The 21,588-nt window shown below is 71.1% G+C and carries 23 protein-coding genes; 17 read left to right on the plus strand and 6 right to left on the minus strand.

Translation table 11 applies throughout. From position 1 onward, the window contains the following. Positions 1 to 62: 62 nt before the first annotated feature. Positions 63 to 1,409, plus strand: a complete 1,347-nt coding sequence (locus EP757_RS24115) for a ferric reductase-like transmembrane domain-containing protein (RefSeq protein ID WP_127549603.1) — start codon at positions 63 to 65, stop codon at positions 1,407 to 1,409. 803 nt (positions 1,410 to 2,212) lie between these two features. Continuing rightward, complete coding sequence (locus EP757_RS43450; RefSeq protein ID WP_197725367.1) at positions 2,213 to 2,470, plus strand: hypothetical protein; 258 nt, start codon at positions 2,213 to 2,215, stop codon at positions 2,468 to 2,470. Positions 2,471 to 2,546: 76 nt separating this feature from the next. On the opposite strand, the gene EP757_RS24125 is transcribed toward EP757_RS43450, so the two are convergent. Genes EP757_RS24125 through EP757_RS24140 form a run of 4 tightly spaced genes read right to left on the minus strand, consistent with a single transcriptional unit; the run spans position 2,547 to position 5,380 of the window. Then, a complete protein-coding gene (locus EP757_RS24125; protein ID WP_127549606.1) occupies positions 2,547 to 2,819 on the minus strand; it encodes a hypothetical protein in 273 nt (90 codons plus the stop codon). 10 nt (positions 2,820 to 2,829) lie between these two features. After that, a complete protein-coding gene (locus EP757_RS24130) occupies positions 2,830 to 3,609 on the minus strand; it encodes an ABC transporter permease (protein ID WP_127549608.1) in 780 nt (259 codons plus the stop codon). Then, complete coding sequence (locus EP757_RS24135; protein WP_127549610.1) at positions 3,606 to 4,595, minus strand: aliphatic sulfonate ABC transporter substrate-binding protein; 990 nt, start codon at positions 4,593 to 4,595, stop codon at positions 3,606 to 3,608. Before EP757_RS24135 ends, EP757_RS24130 begins: the two co-directional genes overlap by 4 nt. After that, the gene (locus EP757_RS24140; protein ID WP_127549612.1) at positions 4,592 to 5,380 is read right to left on the minus strand and encodes an ABC transporter ATP-binding protein; all 789 of its coding nucleotides are present in this window, start codon (positions 5,378 to 5,380) and stop codon (positions 4,592 to 4,594) included. Before EP757_RS24140 ends, EP757_RS24135 begins: the two co-directional genes overlap by 4 nt. Positions 5,381 to 5,471: 91 nt before the next feature. On the opposite strand from EP757_RS24140, the gene EP757_RS24145 reads away from it, so the two are divergent. The 11 genes from EP757_RS24145 (at position 5,472) to EP757_RS24195 (ending at position 14,908) form a co-directional block, all read left to right on the plus strand. Next, positions 5,472 to 6,269: a TIGR02452 family protein gene (locus tag EP757_RS24145; RefSeq protein ID WP_127549614.1), complete on the plus strand. Its 798-nt coding sequence runs from the start codon at positions 5,472 to 5,474 to the stop codon at positions 6,267 to 6,269. A 39-nt stretch (positions 6,270 to 6,308) separates the two neighbouring features. Next, entirely contained in the window at positions 6,309 to 6,767 is a 459-nt protein-coding gene (locus EP757_RS24150; RefSeq protein WP_127549616.1) for a hypothetical protein, read from the plus strand. Positions 6,768 to 6,801: 34 nt separating this feature from the next. Then, complete coding sequence (locus tag EP757_RS24155) at positions 6,802 to 7,245, plus strand: MarR family winged helix-turn-helix transcriptional regulator (protein ID WP_127549618.1); 444 nt, start codon at positions 6,802 to 6,804, stop codon at positions 7,243 to 7,245. Between the two features lie 136 nt (positions 7,246 to 7,381). After that, entirely contained in the window at positions 7,382 to 8,866 is a 1,485-nt protein-coding gene (locus EP757_RS24160) for an MFS transporter (RefSeq protein WP_232049975.1), read from the plus strand. A gap of 90 nt (positions 8,867 to 8,956) precedes the next feature. After that, positions 8,957 to 10,579, plus strand: coding sequence for a methyl-accepting chemotaxis protein (locus EP757_RS24165; RefSeq protein ID WP_370457682.1), 1,623 nt, complete (start codon positions 8,957 to 8,959; stop codon positions 10,577 to 10,579). Between the two features lie 72 nt (positions 10,580 to 10,651). Continuing rightward, positions 10,652 to 10,912, plus strand: a complete 261-nt coding sequence (locus tag EP757_RS24170) for a hypothetical protein (protein ID WP_127549623.1) — start codon at positions 10,652 to 10,654, stop codon at positions 10,910 to 10,912. Position 10,913: 1 nt separating this feature from the next. Further along, on the plus strand, positions 10,914 to 11,420 hold the full coding sequence (locus tag EP757_RS24175) for a GAF domain-containing protein (protein WP_127549626.1): 507 nt from the start codon (positions 10,914 to 10,916) through the stop codon (positions 11,418 to 11,420). Between the two features lie 190 nt (positions 11,421 to 11,610). Then, a complete protein-coding gene (locus tag EP757_RS24180; RefSeq protein ID WP_127549628.1) occupies positions 11,611 to 12,072 on the plus strand; it encodes a hypothetical protein in 462 nt (153 codons plus the stop codon). 43 nt (positions 12,073 to 12,115) lie between these two features. Then, a complete protein-coding gene (locus tag EP757_RS24185; RefSeq protein ID WP_127549630.1) occupies positions 12,116 to 13,180 on the plus strand; it encodes a carbohydrate kinase family protein in 1,065 nt (354 codons plus the stop codon). 85 nt (positions 13,181 to 13,265) lie between these two features. Beyond that, positions 13,266 to 14,594: a 6-phospho-beta-glucosidase gene (locus EP757_RS24190; RefSeq protein ID WP_127549632.1), complete on the plus strand. Its 1,329-nt coding sequence runs from the start codon at positions 13,266 to 13,268 to the stop codon at positions 14,592 to 14,594. An 11-nt stretch (positions 14,595 to 14,605) separates the two neighbouring features. Further along, positions 14,606 to 14,908: a putative quinol monooxygenase gene (locus tag EP757_RS24195; protein WP_127549634.1), complete on the plus strand. Its 303-nt coding sequence runs from the start codon at positions 14,606 to 14,608 to the stop codon at positions 14,906 to 14,908. 158 nt (positions 14,909 to 15,066) lie between these two features. Here the strand turns inward: EP757_RS24195 and EP757_RS24200 are convergent, their stop codons facing one another. Then, complete coding sequence (locus tag EP757_RS24200; RefSeq protein ID WP_127549636.1) at positions 15,067 to 16,245, minus strand: acyl-CoA desaturase; 1,179 nt, start codon at positions 16,243 to 16,245, stop codon at positions 15,067 to 15,069. Between the two features lie 38 nt (positions 16,246 to 16,283). After that, positions 16,284 to 17,357, minus strand: coding sequence for a ferredoxin reductase (locus tag EP757_RS24205; RefSeq protein ID WP_127549638.1), 1,074 nt, complete (start codon positions 17,355 to 17,357; stop codon positions 16,284 to 16,286). Positions 17,358 to 17,559: 202 nt separating this feature from the next. On the opposite strand from EP757_RS24205, the gene EP757_RS24210 reads away from it, so the two are divergent. From EP757_RS24210 to EP757_RS24225, 4 genes are all read left to right on the plus strand, one after another. Beyond that, the gene (locus EP757_RS24210; RefSeq protein WP_127549640.1) at positions 17,560 to 18,756 is read left to right on the plus strand and encodes a CdaR family transcriptional regulator; all 1,197 of its coding nucleotides are present in this window, start codon (positions 17,560 to 17,562) and stop codon (positions 18,754 to 18,756) included. 75 nt (positions 18,757 to 18,831) lie between these two features. Next, complete coding sequence (locus EP757_RS24215; RefSeq protein ID WP_127549642.1) at positions 18,832 to 19,506, plus strand: hypothetical protein; 675 nt, start codon at positions 18,832 to 18,834, stop codon at positions 19,504 to 19,506. Then, entirely contained in the window at positions 19,503 to 20,771 is a 1,269-nt protein-coding gene (locus EP757_RS24220; protein WP_127549644.1) for a sensor histidine kinase, read from the plus strand. The genes EP757_RS24215 and EP757_RS24220 overlap by 4 nt, the downstream gene beginning before the upstream one ends. Next, positions 20,756 to 21,505 (plus strand): response regulator transcription factor, encoded by a 750-nt coding sequence (locus EP757_RS24225; protein ID WP_127549646.1) that lies wholly within the window; start codon positions 20,756 to 20,758, stop codon positions 21,503 to 21,505. Before EP757_RS24220 ends, EP757_RS24225 begins: the two co-directional genes overlap by 16 nt. Positions 21,506 to 21,588: the final 83 nt, after the last annotated feature.

The following is a 21,588-nucleotide window of genomic DNA, read 5'->3' on the forward strand; positions in this document are numbered from 1 at the left end:
GAACCGCAGCGTGACGAATGCGGTACACCCTGTAGACAAGAAAACCAGCAGGGGAGACCGGGATGATCGCCGTGACCCATCCGCAGGTAGTCGCCGTCCACCGTTCCGCCCGGGTCGCGCACTTCGCGCTCTGGGCGTTCCTCCTCGTCAACCTGGCCATCGTGCAGGCCATGTTCCTGCTGGCAGGGCCGCCCGCGCACAACACGTTCGGGACGATCGGCCGGCTGCTCGGCCTCTACCTCGCCTTCGTGATGGCGATGCAACTCCTGCTCGTCGCCCGCCTGCCGATCCTCGACCGGGGGATCGGCATGGACAAGCTCACGAGCTGGCACCGATGGGTCGGTTTCACCCTTTTCTGGCTCGTCGTCCTGCACCCGACTTTCGTCATTCTCGGATTCGCGCGATTCGACCGGGTGTCGTTCCTTGCGACGTTCGTGACCTTGTCCCGGCAGCTTCCGGTACTGCTCGGCCTGATCGCGGCCGGCCTGATCGTGCTGGTGGTGGCGCTGTCGGTGCGGGCCGCCCGGCGCCGGCTCTCCTACGAGGCGTGGCACGCCGTGCACCTGCTGCTCTACGTGGTCGTGGTGCTCGGCGTCGTCCACCAGATCTACGAGGGCACCGCATTCAAGATCAATGTCTATACGCAGATCTACTGGTGGGGTCTGTGGGCGTTCGCACTGGGCGCGCTCCTCACCGGCCGGCTCGTCGTACCCCTGCTCCGCAACGCGCGGCACCATCTGCGGGTGGCCGCCGTCGTACCGGAATCCGGCGACGTCGTCTCCGTGCACGTCACCGGCCGCCATCTGGAACGGCTACAGGCGTCGGCCGGGCAGTTCTTCCTCTGGCGATTCCCGCGGCACCAATCGTGGTGGCAGGTCAACCCCTTCTCGCTTTCCGCCGCGCCGAACGGCCGCTCCCTGCGATTGACGGCCAAGGCCATCGGTACGACCACAGCAGGCCTGCGAGAACTGCCCATCGGAACGAGGGTGTACGCGGAAGGCCCGTACGGCGCGTTCACCCTGGCGCAACGCTCCCGCCCCGGCATCCTCCTGATCGCCGGCGGGATCGGCGTGACACCCGTCCGCGCCCTCATCGAAGACCCGGCGATCGGGTCCGACGTGGTGATCCTCTACCGCGTCCGCAGCGCCGACGACGCCGTGCTGCTCGGCGAGTTGCGGAACCTGGCCCGCGAGCGGAACGCCCGCCTGCACGTGATCACCGGCCGGACCGGCGGCAACAACCAGCCGTTCCGCCCGGAGAACCTGTTCGCCCTGGTCCCGGACGTGGCCGACCGAGATGTCTACGTGTGCGGCCCGCTGCCGCTGACGCGAACCGTGATCGCCGCCCTGAAATCCCTGCGGGTCCCGTCCCGCCAGATCCACGCCGAGTTGTTCCGCTTGGCGGCCTGATCCTTGTCGTGCCGCCGGCTCATCCGCGCGCAGGCGGCCGATGTGGACGGTTCGCCCGGCCGTTCGCCCGGCCGCCCGCTCGCTCGCCCGTTCGCCCGGCCGCCCGCTCGCTCGCCCGTTCGCCCGGCCGCCCGCCCGTTCGCCCGGCCGCTCGCCCGTTCGCCCGGCCGCTCGCCCGTTCGCCCGTTCGCCCGGCCGATCGCCCGCCCGGCCGCTCGCCCGCCCGGCCGCTTGCCTGGCCGGCCGCTCGCCCGGCCGCTCGTCCGGCCGCTCGGCTCGTCCGGCCGCTCGGCTCGTCCGGCCGCTCGGCTCGCCCGGCCACGCAGATCTTGAGCGATTCTGTCTGTGGCAGGCCACCGCGCATTCGAGGCCCTCACGCGTATTCCTGCACTCGGCTGTGACTCATTGCCGTGTCCAGGGCTGCGAAGCAGCAATACGTCACAGCCGGCGCCGGGTGGGACTGCGAGCGCCCGCAGAACCGCCGTCGACCGGTCTCCGACCGCGGATCTTGGGTGCTGGTGTACCTGGGGGGATCGAGGATCGCTCAAGATTCGGATGGTTCCCGGTAGCGGATCTCGGGTGTCGGTGTGCCTGGAGGGTCGAGGATCGCTCCAGATTCGGATGGTCTCCGGCCGCGGATCTTGGGTGATGGTGCACCTGGGGGGATCGAGGATCGCTCAAGATTCGGAGCGAAGTGGTGTGGCAAGGGAGCAGCGCCGGCAAAGGGCGGTGGCGCGCAACTGCGGCGGCAGCAGGCGGCGGCGGGCGGCGGTGGCGCGCAGTTGCGGTGGCAGGCGGCGGTCGTGGCAGCGGCGGCGGGCAGCGGTGGTGGTCGGCAGGCGGCGGTCGTGGCAGGGGCGGCGGGCAGCGGTGGTGGTCGGCAGGCAGCGGTCGTGGCAGCGGTGGTGGTCGGCAGCGGTGGTGGTGGGCAGCGGTGGTGCGCGGCGGCGGCAGGCGGCAGCGGTGGTGGTGGGCAGCGGTGGTGCGCGGCGGCGGGCGGCGGCGGGCAGCAGCGGTGGTGGGCAGCGGCGGCCGGCGGCTGCGGCGGGCGGTGGCAGTGAGCAGGTGGCGGCGAAGGGAAGTGGCCGTGGCTCGGTGCTGTGTTGACGGGCTCAAGACGGCGACCGCGTCAGGCCGTCAAACGTCGGTCACCTCGATGACACGGGTCGTCGGGGCTGCCGAAGCCAGCCGGTCTCGCAGGGCCAGGCGATCCGGGTCGGTCATGAACGTGTCGAGGCCGGCGGGCGCATCGAAGCGGATCACGTGGACCTCTGTCGCGCCGGTGGCGTCGCGCATCCGGCGTTCCAGGACGCCGCCGTGACGGCCGAGGAGGGCGAGCACCGCGTCCTCGTACTCACGGCCGGCCTCGACGTGACCGGCCGCCATTTCGACTACAGCTACCAGAAGCATCGGGGCAGTATCACGCAAGGAGCCGCCGTTCGCCCGCGCCGAGCAGCGTGTCGGTGAGTTTGCCGAGGGCGGCCAGCAGGATGATCGCCAGGAGCATGATGTCGGTGCGGCCGGTGTTCTGGCTGTCGATCAGCAGGAAGCCGAGGCCCATCGACGAGGCGATGAGTTCGGCGGCTACCAGGAAGAGCCAGCCCTGGGCCAGGCCGAGTCGCAGCCCGGACAGGATCGACGGGGTGGCCGCCGGGAACAGGATGGTGGCGAGCAGCGGCAGGCCGGTGCGGCCGTAGGCGCGGCCCACTTCGATCAGGTTCGGGTCGATGTGGGACAGCGCCGCCGACACCGTCGTGTAGACCGGGAAGAACGCTCCGATCGCGACCAGCACGATCTTCGGGGTTTCGCCGATGCCGAGCCAGAGCAGCAGCAGCGGCACCCACGCCAGCGACGGGACGGCCCGGATGGCCTGGATGGTGGGGGAGAGGGCGGCGCTCGCCGTACGGGATAGTCCGACCAGACCGCCCAGGGCGAGTCCCAGGATCGAGCCGGCGGCGAAACCGATCAGGACCCGCTGCGTGCTGATCGCCAGGTGGTGCCAGAGTTCGCCGCGCCGGATCAGCTCGGTCAGGGCGGACAGCACCTCGCTCGGCGCCGGGAGTTGCGCGGCCGAGTAGATGCCGGCGTTCGCGGTGAGCTGCCACGCCGCCAGCAGCAGCAGCGGGAGGATCAGGCCGGTGAGGGCCTGGGGCCGGCCCGGGAGGAGAGCGGGCCGCGAGGCGAGGCGGGGCAGCGTCATGAGAGGGACGCCGCGAATCTCGGCTCGAACAGCGTGTCGGCGGCCGTGCGGGCGGCTTCCTCGGTCTTCACGTTGGCGTCGGCCACCAGCACCGGGATGATTTCGTCGAAGACGGCTCGCTGCGCTTCGCCGGGGACAGGATCAACATCCAGATTGGTACGGGTGGTCAGCACCGTTCTGGCGACCTCCTCCGAGATCTTGGCCTCCCGTGCGTAGAGGGCCACCGCCTCCGCCGGGTTGTCCTTGATCCACTGGCGGGCCTTCTCGTACGCGTTCACCACCGCCTGGGCCAGCTCGGGCTTCTCGGCCAGGAACGCCTCCCGCGCGTTCAGCACGCCGTAGGAGTTGAAGCCGATGTTCCGGTAGATCAGCTTCGAGCCGGCGTCCGCTTCGGACGTCGCCATGAGCGGGTCGAGCCCGGCCCAGGCGTCGACGTCGCCGCGTTCCAGGGCGGCCTTGCCGTCGGCGTGCTGCAGGTTCGTGACGGTCACGTCGCTCGGCTCGAGTCCGGCCTCGTCGAGGGTCTGCAGGAGGAAGAAGTACGGGTCGGTGCCCTTCGTGGCAGCGACCTTCTTGCCCTTCAGTCCGGCCACGCCGGTGATCGCCGAACCCTTCGGCACCACGATGGCGGCCCATTCCGGCTGGCTGAACACGTCGATCGTCTTGATCGGAGAACCGTTGGCGCGGGCCACCAGCGCTGCCGCGCCGGCCGTCGAGCCGACGTCGACGGCGTCCGCGCGCAGCGCCTCGTTCGCCTTGTTGCTACCGGCCGAGAGCTGCCAGGAGACCGTGACGTTCTTCGCGGCGAGTTCGGTCTCCAGCCACTTCTGCTCGCGCAGCACCAGACTGGCCGGGTTGTAGTAGGCGTAGTCGAGTCGCAGCGTGGTGGCGTCGGTGCCGGTGGCGGGGGTGTCCTCACCCTGGACGCAGCCGGCCAGCAGGGTGGTGGCGACGGTGGCCACGGCGACGGCACGGATGATTCTCATATCAGGGATTCCTTCTTCTGCGGGGTGTTCACACCGAGCTCGGCGAGCAGGGAGACCCGCAGAGCGGCGAGGGAGGCGTCACCACGGTCGCGGGGGCGCTCGCCGGGGACGGGCTGGATCAGCCGTACGGAGGCAGGCTCGCCCGGCGACGGGGAACCGAGCAGCACGATCCGGTCGGCCAGGTAGAGCGCCTCGTCGACGTCGTGGGTCACCAGCACCACCGTGGTTCCGGCCTCCCGCTGCACGGCGAGGAGCAGGTCCTGCATGCGCAGCCGGGTCAGCGCGTCGAGGGCGGCGAACGGCTCGTCGAGCAGCAGCACACCGGGCCGGCGGGCGAGGGCGCGGGCCAGGGCGGCGCGCTGGGCCATGCCGCCGGAGACCTGCCGCGGGCGGTGCCGGGCGAAGTCGGTCAGGCCGACGACGGAGAGCCAGTGGGCGACCTCGGCCCGGGCGTTCTCGCCGGTGACGCCGCGGGGCAGGCCGTACGCCACGTTGCGCTCGACGGTCCGCCACGGCAGCAGGCGGGGCTCCTGGAAGACGACGGCGCAGCGCGGCTCGAAGCTCCGCACCGGACTGCCGTCGACGAGCACTTCGCCGCTGGTCGGGGTGTCCAGGCCGCCGGCCAGCCGCAGCAGTGTCGACTTGCCGCAGCCGGACGGGCCGAGCAGCGCCACCACCTCGCCGGCGGCGACGCCGAGGTCGACGCCGGACAGGACGGCGTGGCGTCGGCCGCTCGCCGTGAACTCCTTGCCGGCGCCGGTGATCTGTAGAGGAACGGCGCTCATGCAGCGCAGTTTATCGATAAATCCTACGGGAATACTAGAGATGCATGGAAATCGAATGATCTCCGCGCCGCGGGCTGCGATCCTGGTTCGCATGAGTGCGCGATTGCGGGGGATGGCGAAGGAAACCCTCGCCGTCATCCGGAGCGGCCGTCTCGACGGCGCCGACATCACCGCCGACATCGAGCGGGCCGTCCGCGGAACCCGGCTGATCCTGCCCGGCGATGAGCTGCCCGCAGCCCGGTCCGTCGCGAAGCGGCCCGCCGCCGAGCCACCCGTCGTCGAGGTCACCGGTGAATCGACGCTGGCCGCGGCGGCCCGGCTCGGCGATCCGGTCTGCCTGAACTTCGCGTCGGCGCGCAACCCCGGCGGCGGATTCCTCAACGGCGCGCAGGCGCAGGAGGAGAGCCTGGCCCGTAGTTCGGCGCTCTATCCGTGCCTGCTCGAGGCCGGTGAGTTCTACGCCCACCACCGGGCCGAGCGGAGTCTGCTCTACACCGACCGGGTCATCTACGCGCCCCGGGTTCCGGTGTTCCGGGACGACCGGGGGCGGCTGCTGCCCACGGCCTACCCGGTCTCGTTCCTCACCGCGGCGGCGCCGAACCGCTCGATGATCGTCCGCAATCAGCCGGAGCTGCTGCCGCAGGTGCCCGGCGAACTGGCGAGGCGGGCCGCGCGGGTTCTGCGGGTGGCGGCCGCCTTCGGGCACACCGAGATCGTGCTGGGCGCGTGGGGGTGCGGTGTCTTCGGCAACGACCCGGGCGAGGTGGCGGACGCGTTCGCCGAGGCGTTGCGGGAGACGCCGTTCGCGCGGGTCGTCTTCGCGATCCTGGACCGGCGCGAGGAGATGCGCGACGCGTTCCGGGCCCGATTTCCCGCCTGCGCCCGATAGTCTGAGGCGCAGACTTCACTGCCCCGGCAGGAGCCCGCGATGGTGACGAACTCCGACGACGTGGTGGCTCGGGTCGGCCGCTGGGCGCTCGGCAAGGTCTTCTTCGGCTGCCTGCTCTCCGGGGCTTATGCGGTCGGCCGCCACTACGACTGGTCGCAGGCGTTCCTGACCGTCGCGGCCGTCCTGGGCGCGGCCGGCCTCGCGCTCGCCGCGTCGTTCCTGCCGGTCTGGACCCGGCAGCGGCCCAGCGGCATCCCGGTCGCCGACATCGGCCTGCGGGTGATGGTCTGGGGCGGGCTCACGGTTCTGGTGATCGCGCTGCTGATCGGGATGCCGATGCTCGGCATGATGGCCGCCGCGCTGCTGCTCACCACCGCGGCGCGCACGTTCGGCGATCCGTTCGCACCGTTCCTGAGTCGTCTGCGGATCACGCCGGCGACGCCCTACCGCGAAACGCAGGATCGCGTAAGGAAACGTGACGCGTCCCGCATGAGCTAGAAATAGGTATGCCGTCATACCTAATAATGGAGCCATGACGGACGACGCCGTAGCGCTGATGCACCTGGCACACCAGCTGCACCGCAATCTCGAGCGTCGGCTGCAGTCCGATTTCGCCCACCCCAAACCGCCCGAGATGCAGATCGTCGCGCTCTGGCAGGTCCGGGAGCGCCCCGGCATCACGGTCCGCGAGCTCGCCGACGAGCTCCAACTGCGGCCCAACAACGCCAGCGCCCTGGTCACCGCCATGGTCACCGCGAATCTGCTGCGCCGCGAGCCCGACGAACGGGACCGGCGCGTGGTGCGCCTGCACGCCACCGAGCAAGCGCGGGAGCGGATGGACCGGGTGCAGGAGCTGTTCACCGGCTACCTGCTGAACGCTCTCGGACAGCTCACCGAGGAGCAGCAGTCCGCGGTCCGGACCGCGCTGCCCGCGCTGGCCGCCCTGTCGGTTCATGTCCGGCGCGATGCGCACTGAGCTATCGACGTACAGAAGCAAGTAAGAAAGATGGAGCAACACCATGCCGCCGGCAAAGATCGAAGCCGCACCCACCCCTGCCCATTCGCCTCCGGCCACAGGCCGGCGCGGTAATCCCTGGCTGTCTCTGATCGCTGTGGCGTTCGGCCTGTTCATGGTCGGCCTGGACGGCAGCGTCGTCTCGATCGCCAACCCTGAGATCGGCCGTGACCTGGGCGCCAGCACCGCCGAGCTGCAGTGGGTCACGAACTCCTACCTGCTCGCGCTGGCCGCCGCGCTGATCCTCGGCGGCAAGCTCGGTGACCGTTTCGGACGGCGTCGCTACTACCTCATCGGCGTCGCCGGCTTCACCGTCGCGTCGGTGGCCATCGGGCTCGCCGGTTCGATCGAGGGCGTCATCGCCTTCCGCGCGGCGCAGGGCCTGTTCGGCGCGCTGCTCATGCCGAACACGCTGGGCATCCTGCGCGCGACGTTCCCGCCGAAGAAGTTCGGCATGGCCGTCGGCATCTGGGCGATGGTCTCCTCGGTGTCGACCGCGCTCGGCCCGATCGTCGGCGGACTGCTCGTGCAGCACGTGAACTGGGAGTCGGTCTTCTACATCAACGCACCGGTCGGCATCATCGCGCTGCTGGTCAGCGTGGCCGTGCTGCCGGAGAGCAAGAGCTCGACCGGCCGCCACAAGTTCGACGTCGCCGGTGTGCTGCTGCTCGCCGCCGGCCTGCTCGTGCTGGTCTTCGGCGTGGTGAAGGGCGAGACCTGGGGCTGGGGCGCCGGCAAGACGCTCGGCACGATCGTTCTCGGTCTGGCGATCCTGGTGATCTTCGGCTGGTTCGAGACCCGGCAGGAGCACCCGCTGCTCCCGATGCGGCTCTTCCGCAGCCCCGCGCTCACCATCGGCGCCGTGATCACCGCGATCAACTTCTTCACGCTGCTCGGCTCGATCTTCTACATCATGCTCTACCTGCAGAACGTCCGCGGCTACACGCCCGTCATGGCCGGCGTGCTCACCCTGCCGCTCAGCCTCGCGTCGGTCGTCGCCTCACCGCTCGGTGCCGCCCTCACCGACCGTTTCGGCCCACGGTTCACGATGCCGCTCGGCATGGTCCTGCAGGGCGCCGCGTCATTCGGGCTGCTCCTGCTGGACACCGACTCCTCGTACGCCGCCATGTGGCCGTCGTTCGTCGGCCTCGGCCTCGGCGTCGGCATGGTGATGGCCGCGTCGTCCGAGGCGATCGTCGGCAACGCGCCGGTCAAGGACGGTGGCGTCGCCGGTGGCCTGCAGGCGACCATGCTGCAGGTCGGCGGCGCGCTCGGCACGTCGGTGCTGATCTCGCTGATCAGCAGCCGGGTCGGGTCGACGCTGGTGGACTCGCTGACCGGCGCCGGCGTCCCCGCGCCGATGGCGCAGGGCCTCGCCGAGGCCAAGGACGCGGTGGCCATGGGAGTCGCTCCGGTCACGGCCGACATGACCGATGCGGTACGCACGGCAGTGACCGAGGGCGCCGGGCTGGCGTTCATCAACGGGGTGCACCTCGCCGCGCTGGTGGCCGGGATCATCTGCCTCGCCGGAGCGCTGCTGGCAGTGGTCGGCATCCGCCGGGGGACACCCGCGCACGACTGAGCCTGATGATGCCCGCTGCGAAATCCCCCCAATCCGCAGCGGGCTCTCAGCAGGTGCGGGACGGTTGCCGACTGGGTAGACATGAGCGCGATGACCGCAGAGGCCGTGATGCCCCGGACCAGCGGCCGGGGTTACTGGGCTGACCTGAGTGTCAACATCAAGATCCTGGTGGCGGTGGCCGTCGCGTCGGTGGTGGCCCTGCTGATCGGGGTGCTCGGCCTGCGGGAGCTCAGCAGCGCCAGCGACGCGGCGCAGCAGATCTACCGCAGCAATCTGCTCGGAGTGGCGGCGCTCGGGTCCGTGCAGAACAACATGACCCAGGCCCGGCTCGACCTGTCGAACAACGCGGTCAACCGGGACGCCACGACGAAGCAGGACTTCGCGAACCGGTTCGCCGACGACGTGACGGCGGTCGAGGAGGGCTGGGCGGCGTACGAGGCCACCGGCCCGGTCCCGCCCAGCGCCATGGTCGCCGACGTGCGGGCCGACTGGGAGAAGATCGTCGGCATCGCGAACGACGAACTGCTGCCCGCCTCCGCCCGCAACGACCTGACCACCTGGGCCACGGTCCGCAACGGCGACATGGCCGACCTGGTCACCGAGGTGAAGGAACACCTCGCCGAGATGAGCGGCATGGAGCAGGCCGCCGCGGCGCAGGCCGCCGACGCCGCCCGCGAGGGGTACGAATCGAGCCGTATCCAGCAGGTCCTGCTGCTCGTCGCCGGCGTCATCACCGCCCTCACCCTCGGCTTCCTGGTGGCGCGGGGCATCGTCCGCTCCCTCACCAGGGTCACCGACGTCTGCGAAGGGCTGGCCGACGGCGATCTGACCCGCACCAGCGGGCTGACCTCCAGCGACGAGCCGGGCCGGATGGGCCGGGCCCTGGACGTGGCGGTCACCCGGCTGCGGGACACCGTCACCACCATCGGCGGCTCGGCGGTGACCCTGGCCGGCGCCTCCGAGGAACTCTCCACGGTCAGCGCCCAGCTGCAGAGCGGCGCCGCCGACGCGGCGTCGAAGGCCACCTCGGCCAGCAGCGCGAGCGAGGACGTGAACACCGGCGTCCAGTCGATCGCCGCGGGCGCCGAGCAGATGAGCGCCTCGATCGCCGAGATCGCCACCAACGCCGCCGAGGCGGCCCGGGTCGCCCAGGAGGGCATGGCCGTCGCCGAGCGAACGAACAACCAGGTCGCCGAGCTGGGCGCGGCGAGCGCGGAGATCGGCGACGTGGTCCGGCTGATCACCAGCATCGCCGAGCAGACCAACCTGCTCGCCCTCAACGCGACGATCGAGGCGGCCCGCGCCGGTGAGCTGGGCAAGGGCTTCGCCGTGGTGGCCGGCGAGGTGAAGGAGCTGGCCCAGCAGACCGCCAAGGCGACCGAGGAGATCACCCAGCGGATCGGCGCGATCCAGGAGTCGAGCGACTCGGCCGCCTCCGCCATCGGCGAGATCACCCACGTGATCCAGCAGATCGGCGACTACACCACCACCATCGCCTCGGCCGTCGAGGAGCAGACCGCCACCACCGGTGAGATGAGCCGCTCGGTGGCGGACGCGGCCACCAGCAGCGGGGACGTCGCCCGTACCGTCTCCGGGGTCGCCGAGGTCGCGACCGCGACCGCCGACGGCGCCCGGGCCACCCAGGAGGCCGCGGCGGACCTGACCCGGCTGGCCGGCGACCTGGCCAACCTGGTCGGCGGTTTCCGGCACTGATTTCCCTGGTTTCCGGGTTGCGGTCGCCGATTCATCACTTGCCGGTCCACCGTCGCCGAACTCGGAGCCTTGATGACAGACGACATGCCCTACGGGCTCGCCCGCCCGACCGTCGACGACATACGCGCAGCCGTTCACCGGGTGCACGCGGGGGACGGCCCGCGGGTCTGGGACCAGCTGGTCCGGACCGCCGGGCCGGACGTCACCGTCGAACGGCTGCTGCCCGCCATGCAGGCCGCCGACCCGACCACCCGGCTCTGCGCGCTCGCCCTGCAGATCCGGGTCACCGCGCACACCCAACTCGCCGCCGCCTTCTCGACTGTCAGGAGCTGATGTGAACACCGAACTGTTCGACCGGCTCGGCACCCCGGAACGGATGCGGGAGATCGCCGGTTACGACCTGCTGAACCCGGACCTGCGTGCCGGCCTCGACGAAGTCGCCAAGCGCAGCGCCACCCTGCTGGAAGCGCCGGTCTCACTGGTCTCCGTGGTGCTCGACACCTCGCAGCTGATCATCGGCGGGCACGGTGTCGGCGGCTGGGTCGCCGAGGCGCAGGGCACACCCGCCGAATGGGCCATGTGTACGCACACCGTGCTCGCCGGCGAACCGTACTGCGTCATCGACGGCCGTGAGGACCCCGTGCACGCCGGCAACCCGTTCCTGGAGATGACCGGGCTGCGCAGCTACCTCGGGGTGCCGCTGCTCGGCCAGGGCGGCGAGGTGATGGGAGCGCACTGTGTGATCGACAGCCGGCGCCGCATCTTCACCGACGTGGACCTGGCCGTGCTGACCGACAGCGCCGAGAAGGTGATGAAGCTGATGTCGGCGCACCACCTCTGACGCGGGTTCGCGTCCCAGCGCCGGCCGGGTCAGCCGCTCGTGTCCGGGCAGATCGCCGCGGCCGGTCGCCCGGAGCACCTGCAGGAGACCGGTCACACCGGCGGTCCGGGATGCTCCATTGCGGAGACCATAGTGGCCGGCGGACCGGCCGTCACCGGAAAATGTCATAGGTGCGCGGCATCATCGCGACATGGGAGAACCAGCCACACCGATCCGCCGCCGGCTCGAGCTCAGCATCGCCGAGGCGCGCCTGCGGTTCCAGCAACTCGTGCGGGTCACCGGCCTCACCGGTCAGGTGACCGTCGTCGTCGACGGCGGCAAGCCGATCGCGGCGATCGTCCCGATGGCCGACCTGCCCGGCGACGGCCCGCCGGTGACCGCCCCGGCGGCCGGAGCGCCTCCCGCTCCCGCTCCTGCTCAGCGGCGGCCGGTCGCGCCCATCCACGCGGCCGAGGGGTCCGCCGACGGATGGATGCGCCGGATCGAAAAGGTGCGGGAGGACGTGCGCCGCCAGCACGCCGGCCGGATCAGTGAGCTGTCCCGCGCGCTCGACGAGGCGTGGCAGGTCCTCGACGCGGTGCGCCCGTCCGGTACCGATCGGGTGGTGGACACCCTGCGCGCCGCCCACGCCGACCTCCGCCCGCCACGATGATCAATCGATATCCGGCCTATGGGGGCGGAGGTAAGATCGGACGATGCCTGAGCAGCTCGACCTGTTCGTGCCGGGTGTGGTGTACCTCGATGTCATCTTCACCGGCCTCCGTGAGCTGCCCGGCCCCGGGACGGAGGTGTGGGCGCCCGGGATGGGCTCGTGCCCCGGCGGGGTCGCCAATCTCGCTGTCGCGGCGAGCCGGTTGGGCGTGCACACCGGTCTCGGCACGGCGCTCAGCACCGATGCCTACGGTGAGTTCTGCCATCAGGTGCTCAGCCGCCAGGAGGGCATCGACCTGTCCGCGTCGAAACGGGTGGACGACTGGCACTCGCCGGTCACCGTGTCGCTGGCCTACGACCGCGACCGCAGCATGATCACTCATGGGCATCCGCTGCCGACCGAGCCGGACGGGCTGGTCAACGGGCTGCCGGCGGCTCGCAGCGCGGCGGTGAGCCTGGCCGGTTCCGGGATGGGCTGGGTGCACCGGGCCAAGGCCGCCGGCATGCTGGTCTTCGCCGACGTCGGGTGGGACGAGACCGAGGAGTGGTCGCGCGACGTGCTGGCGGCCCTGACCGATTGCCACGCCTTCCTGCCGAACGCGGTGGAGGCGATGCGTTACACCCGGACCGACGAGCCCCGGCAGGCGCTGGACAAACTCTCCGGCCTCGCCCCCGTCGTGGTCGTCACCTGCGGCGGCGACGGCGCGCTGGCGGTCGACGCGACGAGCGGTGAGGTGGCGGCCGTGCCGGCCGTGCCGGTGGAGGCGCTCGACCCGACCGGGGCCGGCGACGTGTTCACGGCCGGATTCATCGCCGGCACGCTGGGCGGCTGGCCGCTCGCCGACCGGCTCGCGTTCGCGAACCTCGTGGCCGCGCTCTCGGTGCAGCACTTCGGCGGTTCTCTGTCGGCGCCCGGCTGGGGTGACATCGCCGACTGGTGGCAGGCGGTGCGCGGCGCCGCGACCCGGCATCACGACGAGTCCGGCGAGGCCGCGCTGGCCCGGCGGTTCGGATTCCTCGACGACGTCATCCCGCCCGGCCGGCGGGCCGCGGTGCACCGGGCCACCGCGACCATCGCCCGGCTCTCCGACGCCCGAGCCGAGCATTGAGCCGTTTTCAACGTGGCGAGGGCCTCGCCTGCCGACGCCGGGTCGGAAAAGGCTCATCGAGAAAAGCCGAACACCGAAGGAACCCATGCGACTGACGATTCTCGGTGGCGGCGGTTTCCGCGTGCCACTGGTCTACCGTGCCCTGCTGGCCGACCACCGCCGGACCGGCATCACCGAGGTGGCGCTGCACGACGTCGACGAGGCGCGGCTGTCCGGGATCGGGCGGGTGCTCGCGGCGCAGGCCCGGGACGTGCCGGACGCGCCCGGAGTGATCACCACGACCGATCTCGGTGAGGCGGTGGCCGGAGCGGCGTTCGTGTTCTCCGCCATCCGGGTGGGCGGACTGCCCGGCCGGGTGCTCGACGAGCGGGTCGCGCTGGGTGCGGGCGTGCTCGGGCAGGAGACGGTCGGGGCCGGCGGCATCTCGTACGCTCTCCGCACCGTCCCGGTGGCCCGCCGCGTCGCCGAGACCGTCGCCCGGCTCGCACCGCAGGCCTGGGTCATCAACTTCACCAATCCGGCCGGGCTGGTGACCGAGGCGATGGCCGGGCTGCTCGGTGACCGGGTGATCGGCATCTGCGACTCCCCGTCCGGGCTGGTCGACCGGGTGCTGCGGGTGCTCGGGGCCGATCCGGCGACGGCGCACGTCGACTACGCCGGGCTCAACCACCTGGGCTGGCTCTACGGCGTCGACGATCTGCTTCCCGGGCTCCTCGGCGATCCGGCCCGGCTGGAGTCGATCGAGGAGGGCAAGCTCTTCGGGGCGGACCGCCTGCGCGAGCTGGGCGCGATCCCCAACGAATACCTGCACTACTACTACGACCCGGCCGGCACCCTCGCGGCGATCCGGGACGCGCCGCGCACCCGGGGCGAGTTCCTGCTCGACCAGCAGCACCGGTGCTACGACTCGCTGTCCGACCCGGCCCGTGATCCGCTCGACGCCTGGCTGGCGGCGTGGCGGGAGCGGGAGGCGACCTACATGGCGGAGAACCGCGAGCTGGCCGGTGCCGGGGAGCGGGAGCACGACGAGTCCCGCCCGGCGGGCTATGAGGGAGTGGCGCTCGCGGTGATGCGCGCCCTGGCCCGGGACGAGCCGGCCCGGCTGATCCTCAACGTGCGCAACCGCGGCACCCTCGGCGTGCTCGACGACGACGCCGTGGTGGAGATCCCGTGCACTGTGGACGCGCGCGGCGCCGTGCCGGACACGATCGCGCCGCTGCCGGAGCACGCCGTGCCGCTGGTCCGGGCGGTGAAGGCGGCCGAGCGCGGGGTGCTCGAGGCGGTCGCCACCGGGTCGCGGGATGCGGCGGTCCGGGCGATGGCGGCGCACCCGCTGGTGGGCGACCCGAAGATCGCCGCCGAGTTGATCGATTCGTATCGGGCTGCGTTCCCCGAGCTCGACTATCTCCGCTGAGAGGACCTCATATGTACGGATTTTTCGGAACGATGAAGGCTAAATCCGGTCAACGCGACGAGGTCGTCAAGATCTTGTTGAGCGGGGCCGGCGGGCTGCGGGCTGCGGGCGCCCACATCTACGTGGTGGGAGTCGCCGACACCGACGATCAGACGATCTTCGTGAACGAGGTGTGGGAGTCGAAGGAGCACCACGACGCGTCGTTGCGGTTGCCGGAGACGCGGGCGGCGATCGCGACGGCCATGCCGATGCTGACCGGTGAGTTCAGCAGCAGCGAGGCCACCATCGTCGGCGGCCTGGGCGTCCCGGAGTAGCGGCGTGGGCGTCCCGGAGTAGCAGCCGGGGCGTCCAGGCTCAGCAGCCGGGGCATCCCGGATCAGCGGCCTGGGCGTCCCGGATCGGCAGCCCCGGCGTCCCGGATCAGCTGAAAGCCGTCCCGCGGTGGCGGGACGGCTTTCAGCGAACGCGAGGATCAGACGGCAGCGGGCTCCGGGCGGCGCGGCGGGACCGCGTGGTCGATGTCGTTGGCCTTCTCCCGGTTCGGCAGCGCGAGGCGGAAGACCTTGGCCCACGCCGACGCGACCTGCATGGGCAGCGGGCCGGTCACGTAGTTCAGCTCGTACTTCTCGAAGAGCGCCCGCACCTTCGGGGCGATCTCGGCGTACCGGCTGGCCGGCAGGTCGGGGAAGAGGTGGTGCTCGATCTGGTGCGACAGGTTGCCGGTCATGATGTGCATCAGCTTGCTGCCGGAGATGTTCGCCGAGCCGAGCATCTGACGCAGGTACCACTCGCCGCGGGTCTCGCCGGTGATCGAGGTGCGCTCGAAGGTCTCGACGCCGTTCGGGAAGTGGCCGCACATGATGACCGAGTGGCTCCACAGGTTGCGGACCACGCTGGCCACCGCGTTGGCGCTGAGCGTGCCGAGGAACGCGCCGAGCGGGTTGCCGAAGGCGAGGCCGACCGGCACCGACAGCAGCGGGTGGATCACGTAGTCCTTGGCCATCTGCTTGCGGATCTTGCGGCCGACCTGGGCGAGGCGGGCCCGGAAGGCCGGGTTGTTGCGGCGCTTCTTGGTGGCCAGGTTGCGGCCGAGCTCCAGGTCGTACGCGGCGATGCCGTACTCGAAGAAGATCGCGTTGACGAAGTTGTAGAGCGGCTGGCCGAGGTGCGCCGGCACCCACTTCTGCTGCTCGTCGACGCGCATGATGCCGTAGCCGAGGTCGTTGTCGCGGCCGACGACGTTGGTGTACTTGTGGTGCAGCTCGTTGTGCGAGTGCTTCCACTGCTCGGCCGGGGACGCCGAGTCCCACTCCCAGGTGGTCGAGTGGATCTTCGGGTCGCGCATGAAGTCGTACTGGCCGTGCAGGATGTTGTGGCCGATCTCCATGTTCTCCAGGATCTTGGAGATGGAGAGGCCGACGGTGCCGAGGATCCAGGCCGGCGGGAAGAGCGAGAAGAGCAGGACCGCGCGGCTGCTGAGCTCCAGGCGCCGCTGGATCTTGATCATCTTGCGGATGTAGTTGGCGTCGGTCTCGCCGCGCTTGGCGATGAACTCGTCGCGGATCGCGTCGAGCTCGACCCCGATCGCCTCGATGTCCTCGGGCGTGAGGTGGGCGATCGGATTGACGTCCTTGCGCTGCAGGGTGGTCACGGCAGTCCTCGTTCTTCGTCGAAAGGGGCGGGGAAAGATCAGGCGTCCAGGCGGCACGGCCCGGCGGCGGCCGAGATGCACGTCTGGATCAACACGGGCTCGTCCAGCTCGGTGACGGTGGTGACCGAGCCGTCGCGCACGTCGCGGACGATGCCCTCGCGCATCGGGAGCACGCACTTGAAGCAGATGCCCATCCGGCAACCGGACGGCATCAGCTGACCGGCGGCCTCACCGGCGTCGAGGATCGTGACACCGGCGGCGACCTCGGTCTCGATCCCGGAACGCTCGAAGGCGGCCGTGCCCCCGTCACCGGCCACCAGCACGGTCGGCCGGAAGCGCTCGACGTGCAGGCGGTCCTCGGCGCCGGCGTCCGCCCAGTGCTCGGTGATGGCGTCGAGCATGTCGCCCGGACCGCACGCCCAGGTCTCCCGCTCGAACAGGTCGGGCACGAGCTCGGCCAGGTCAGCGGCCTTGAGCCGCCCGTCGGCGCGGGTGTGCCGCTCGATCAGGCGGATGCGCCCCTGCTTGTTCAGTTCGCGCAGTTCAGACCCGAAGACCACATCATCTTCGGTACGCGCGGAGTGCACCACCACGACGTCGGGCATTTCATGGACCGCGCTGCGCAGCATCCCCATGACCGGGGTGATGCCGCTGCCGGCGGTCACGAAGAGGGCCTTGGACGGCCTGCGCTCCGGCAGCACGAAGTCACCGGCCGGCAGGTCCAGGGTCAGCAGCATGCCGCGGCGGGCATTCTTGCGCAGGTACGAGCTGACCAGGCCGTCGGCCACCTCGTTGACGGTGACCGTGAACAGGCCGTCGGCCCGCCCGGCCGCGCTGCTCACCGAATAGGCACGCCAGAGACGCACACCGTCGACGTCCACACCGAGGCGGACGTACTGCCCGGGGGCGGCCGGCTGCCAGTTACGCCCGGGGCGCAGCACTAGCGTGACCGCCTTGTCCGTCTCCGGACGGACGGCCTCGACCCGGGCTCGCAGGACGTGGGGATTGCGGAGGGGCGCGATGACGTCGAGGTAGTCGGCGGGCACCACCGGAGTGGTGATCAACTCGACGACACGCCACGCGCCGTTGCGCAACTTCTGTGTAACTGGCACCTGTCCAAGCCTGGTACGTCACTCCGGCGAAAGCATGACCCAGGGAAGTGAATCGGAAGCCGCATAATTGTTCCGCGGGGACAAGGGTCAGACCGAGGAAGGGACAACGGTGAGCAATTTTCAACCTGGCATCGGGCCTGAAGCCGCCGGGCCGTTGTCCGGCGCCGGCGAGCGAGGCCCTCGCCACGTTGAAAAAGGCTCAGTGATCGAGCCGCTGCGCGATGTGCGGTCCTATCGCCTCCCCGAGGACGTCGTGGCACCCCTGCGGCAGGGACTGCCCGAGGTGGCGGTGCAGTGCATCGCGGCCATCACCATGGAGGTTCCGGCGTACGCCGAGGCGTTCGCCGGCGAACTCAAGCACAAGATCGAGCGGGCCGTGCAGGCCGCTCTCGGGACCTTCTTCGACCTGGTGTCACGTCCCGGGGCCGACGGCGGGGTGCCGTTGCGAGCGGCGTTGAGCGGCGCCTACGCCCTCGGCCGGGGAGAGGCTCGTTCGGGTCGGAGCCTCGACGCGCTGCTGGCGGCGTACCGGGTAGGTGCTCGTGTCTCCTGGCGGGAACTCGCCGCGATCAGCGTCGGCACCGGTCAGGAGGCGGCGGTCGTCGCGGACTTCGCCGAGATGGTGTTCGCCTACATCGACGAACTCTCCGCCGCGAGCGTGGCCGGGCACGCCGACGAGCTGGCCGCGACCGGCCGGATCCGGATGCGTCACCTCCAAGAACTCGCCCAGGCGCTGGTCGCGGGGGAGCCGGCGCACGTCCTTCAGGCCGCCGCCGAGCAGGCCGAGTGGACACCGCCGCAGACGCTCACCGCGATCATGCTCCCGGAACGGGCGGCGCGCTGGGTCATCGATCTGCTGGATGCGCGGACGCTGCAGCTCGCCGACGCCGTGCCGGAGCTGCCGGGGATGACGGTGCTGCTCGTCCCCGATCCGCAGGGCGAGAGCCGGCCCACCCTGTTCCGGCTGCTCACCGGGCACAGCGCGACCATCGGGCCGACCCGGCCGTGGCTGGAGGCGCAGAGCTCGGTGAACCGCGCGATCCGGGTGCACGAGCTGTGCCGGCCGGCCGGCGGGGGAGTGGTCGACACCGAGGACCACCTGGCGACCGTGGTGGTGACGGCGGATCCCAGCGCGCTGGCGGACCTGCGTACCCGGGCTCTCGCGCCCCTCGCCGGGGAACGGGGCGCGGCCGCCGCGAAACTCATCGAGACGCTGCGCAGCTGGCTGCTGCACCAGGGGCGGCGAGAGGACGTGGCCGCGGAGCTGTTCGTGCACCCGCAGACGGTGCGTTACCGGATGGCGCGGCTGCGGGAGCTGTACGGCGACCGTCTCAAGGAACCGGAGTGGGTGCTCGCGCTGACGATCGCCCTCGCGATCCCGCCGCCCGCCGACGCGTGAGGCTTATACCAAAGTCGCGGACCGTCGACTTCCGTAGTCTGTCGCCGTCCCCGGGCCCGGAATAGCGTCTTCCTCGTGGCCGTTCTCACCCTCTCCCGACGCCATCGTGCTCTGATCACGCTCGGTCCCGCGACGCTCGGTGTGCTGCTCGCCCTGGCCCTGCCGGTGATCGCGCGCTGGCTCGCCGGTTTCGGCGTCGCGCTGCCGTTCGGGTTCGTGATCAAGGCGGTGGCCGGCGTCGACGCGGGCTGGGAGGTCGCCGTGCAGGTGGCGATCTTCGGCGTCCTCGGGGTCCTCGCCAGCGCCGAGATCCTCCGGCACGTCACCCGGGTCACGATCGCCGCCGACGAGGTCGAGTTGCGGACCGCGGGAGACCGGCTGGTCCTGGCGCGTGCCGACATCGGCGCGCTCTACCCGGAACGCGACTTCCTGGTGGTGCTCGACCACGACTCCCGTCGCCTGTTCCACGGCGAGCCCGGCGCGAGCCGCGCCCGGCTGGGCGACGCGTTCCGTGACCACGGCTACCCCTGGCACGACGACGACCCGTTCGCCGATCTCTACCACCGCTGGGAGCCGGAGGCCGGGCGTCTGCCCATCGACGTCGAGGCGGTGCTGTCGGCCCGGGCCGTGGCGCTGCGGAAGAAGGCCGGCAAGGAGGCGGGCGAGTTGCGGGAGACCCTGCAGAAACTCGGGTACGCCGTCCGCGACGACGGCGCCGACCAGTTCTGGCGACCCCTGGTCCGCCGATGAGCGACTCCTCGCCGGGCGGATCGGCGGCCGTGCCGCCGCGTGGTGGTCCTCTGCGTGGTGGTCCTCTGTGGGGCGGTCGTCTGCGGGGCGGTCGTCTGCGGGCGGTGTTCAAGAAGCATGCGATCGACGTCGCGGCCATCCTGGTCTCCTGCTTCTGCGCGTTGTTGCTCGCCGGATCGGCCGAGTCGACCGGCCGGATCCAGGGCGACGAGACGTTCTGGGCGCTTCTCCTCGGATTCGCCGGCTCGCTGTCACTGTGGTGGCGGCGCAGCAATACGCTCGCCGTGGCGTTCTTCCTGACGGCGCTCAGCGTCCTCACCGAGACGATCGCGTTCGCCGGGCTGGCCACCCTCTACACGCTGGTCGTCCGCCGCCGCACCCGGGCCGCGCTGCTGATCGTGGTGCTGAACACCGCGACCGGCGTCGTCTACTCCCTGCGCCGTCCCGACGTCGAGCTGCCGCTCCTCGCCGAGCTCGTCCTCAACGCCGCGCTGCTCACCGCCGCGATCGCGGTCGCCGTGGCGGTCCGCTCACGGTACGAACTGGTCGAGTCGCTGCGCCTGCGCGCCGAGCAGGCCGAAGACCATGCCCGCCTGCGCGCCGACCGGCTCCGGGCCCTGGAGCGCGAGCGGATCGCCAGGGAGATGCACGATTCGATCGCCCACCGCATCTCCCTGGTCAGCCTGCACGCCGGCGCGCTCCAACTCCGCCGCGACCTGACACCCGACGAGACGGCACAGGCCGCCGCGACGATCCGGAAGAGCGCCCACGAGGCCCTCGAAGAGCTGCGCGCCATCCTCGGCGTCCTGCGTGCCGGCGACGACGACAGCGGCCTGCGCCCCCAACCCGACCTGACCCACCTCGACGACCTGCTCGCCGAGGCCCGGGCAGCGGGCGTACGTGTGCGGACCGATAACCGTCTCAACGGCACCCCGGTGTCGCCGGCCCTCGGCCGCACGGTCTACCGCCTGGTACAGGAAGGATTGACGAACGCCGGCAAACACAATCCGGCGACGACCCCGGTCCATCTCCTGCTGGAGCCGACCCCCGACGGCGAACTCCACGTCCACCTCTCCAATCCGCTGCTGTCCCCGCCGGCGGGCCGTGACGGGCAGTCGGGGGTTCCCGGAGCACACGCCGGACTTCTCGGCCTGACCGAACGCGTCGGACTCGCCGGTGGCCGCCTCCGGCATGGCGTGCGCGCGTCCCCGGACGCCGGCCTCACCTTCGACCTGGAAGCCTGGCTCCCATGGCCGAAGACGTGACCTCCGAGCAGGACGAGCGGGACGCACAGGGCGAGCAGGGCGAGCAGGGCGAGCAGGGCGACTGGGACGCGCCGGGCGAGTCGGGCGAGGGCCGGGTGATCCGGGTGCTCATCGCCGATGATGATCCGCTGGTTCGGGTGGGGTTGTCGCTGGTTCTGGGGGCCGGGCCGGACATCCGGGTCGTCGGGGAGGCGGCGGATGGCGTCGAGGCTGTGGCGGCGGCGCGGAGGTTGAGGCCTGACGTCGTGCTCATGGACGTCCGGATGCCTCGGATGGACGGGCTCGCCGCCACGGAGGAGCTGCGGCGGGACGGGGCCACGCCGGCGATCGTGGTGCTGACCACGTTCGACACGGACGACTACCTGCTCGGGGCTCTCCGGCTCGGCGCCAACGGGTTCCTGCTCAAGGACATCGCCCCCACCGAGATCCTGGACGCGGTGCGGCGGGCCGCAGCGGGTGAGCCGATCCTCGCGCCCGCGGTGGTGCCCCGTCTCATCGAGCACGCGGTCGGCCGGGGGAGTGGCGCCGGGTCGGGCTCGCTGGACCGGCTGACCGAGCGGGAACGGGATGTGGCCGAGGCGATCGCCACCGGTGCGTCCAATGCGGAGATCGGCCGGGACCTGCACATGAGCGTGCCCACGGTGAAGGCGTACGTCTCCCGCCTCCTGGAGAAGCTGAAGTGCGCGAACCGGGTGCAGATCGCGATCCTCGTCCACGAGTCCCGCCGGCGCTGACGGGCAAGGACCGGAAGCGAGTGAGGGCCGTTACATCAATTGGCGTCGCGGCGTACTGAACGCTATGTTTGGCCGCGGTGCAA

Origin of the sequence: Actinoplanes sp. OR16 (genome assembly GCF_004001265.1) — a bacterium.
Lineage (GTDB): Bacteria > Actinomycetota > Actinomycetes > Mycobacteriales > Micromonosporaceae > Actinoplanes.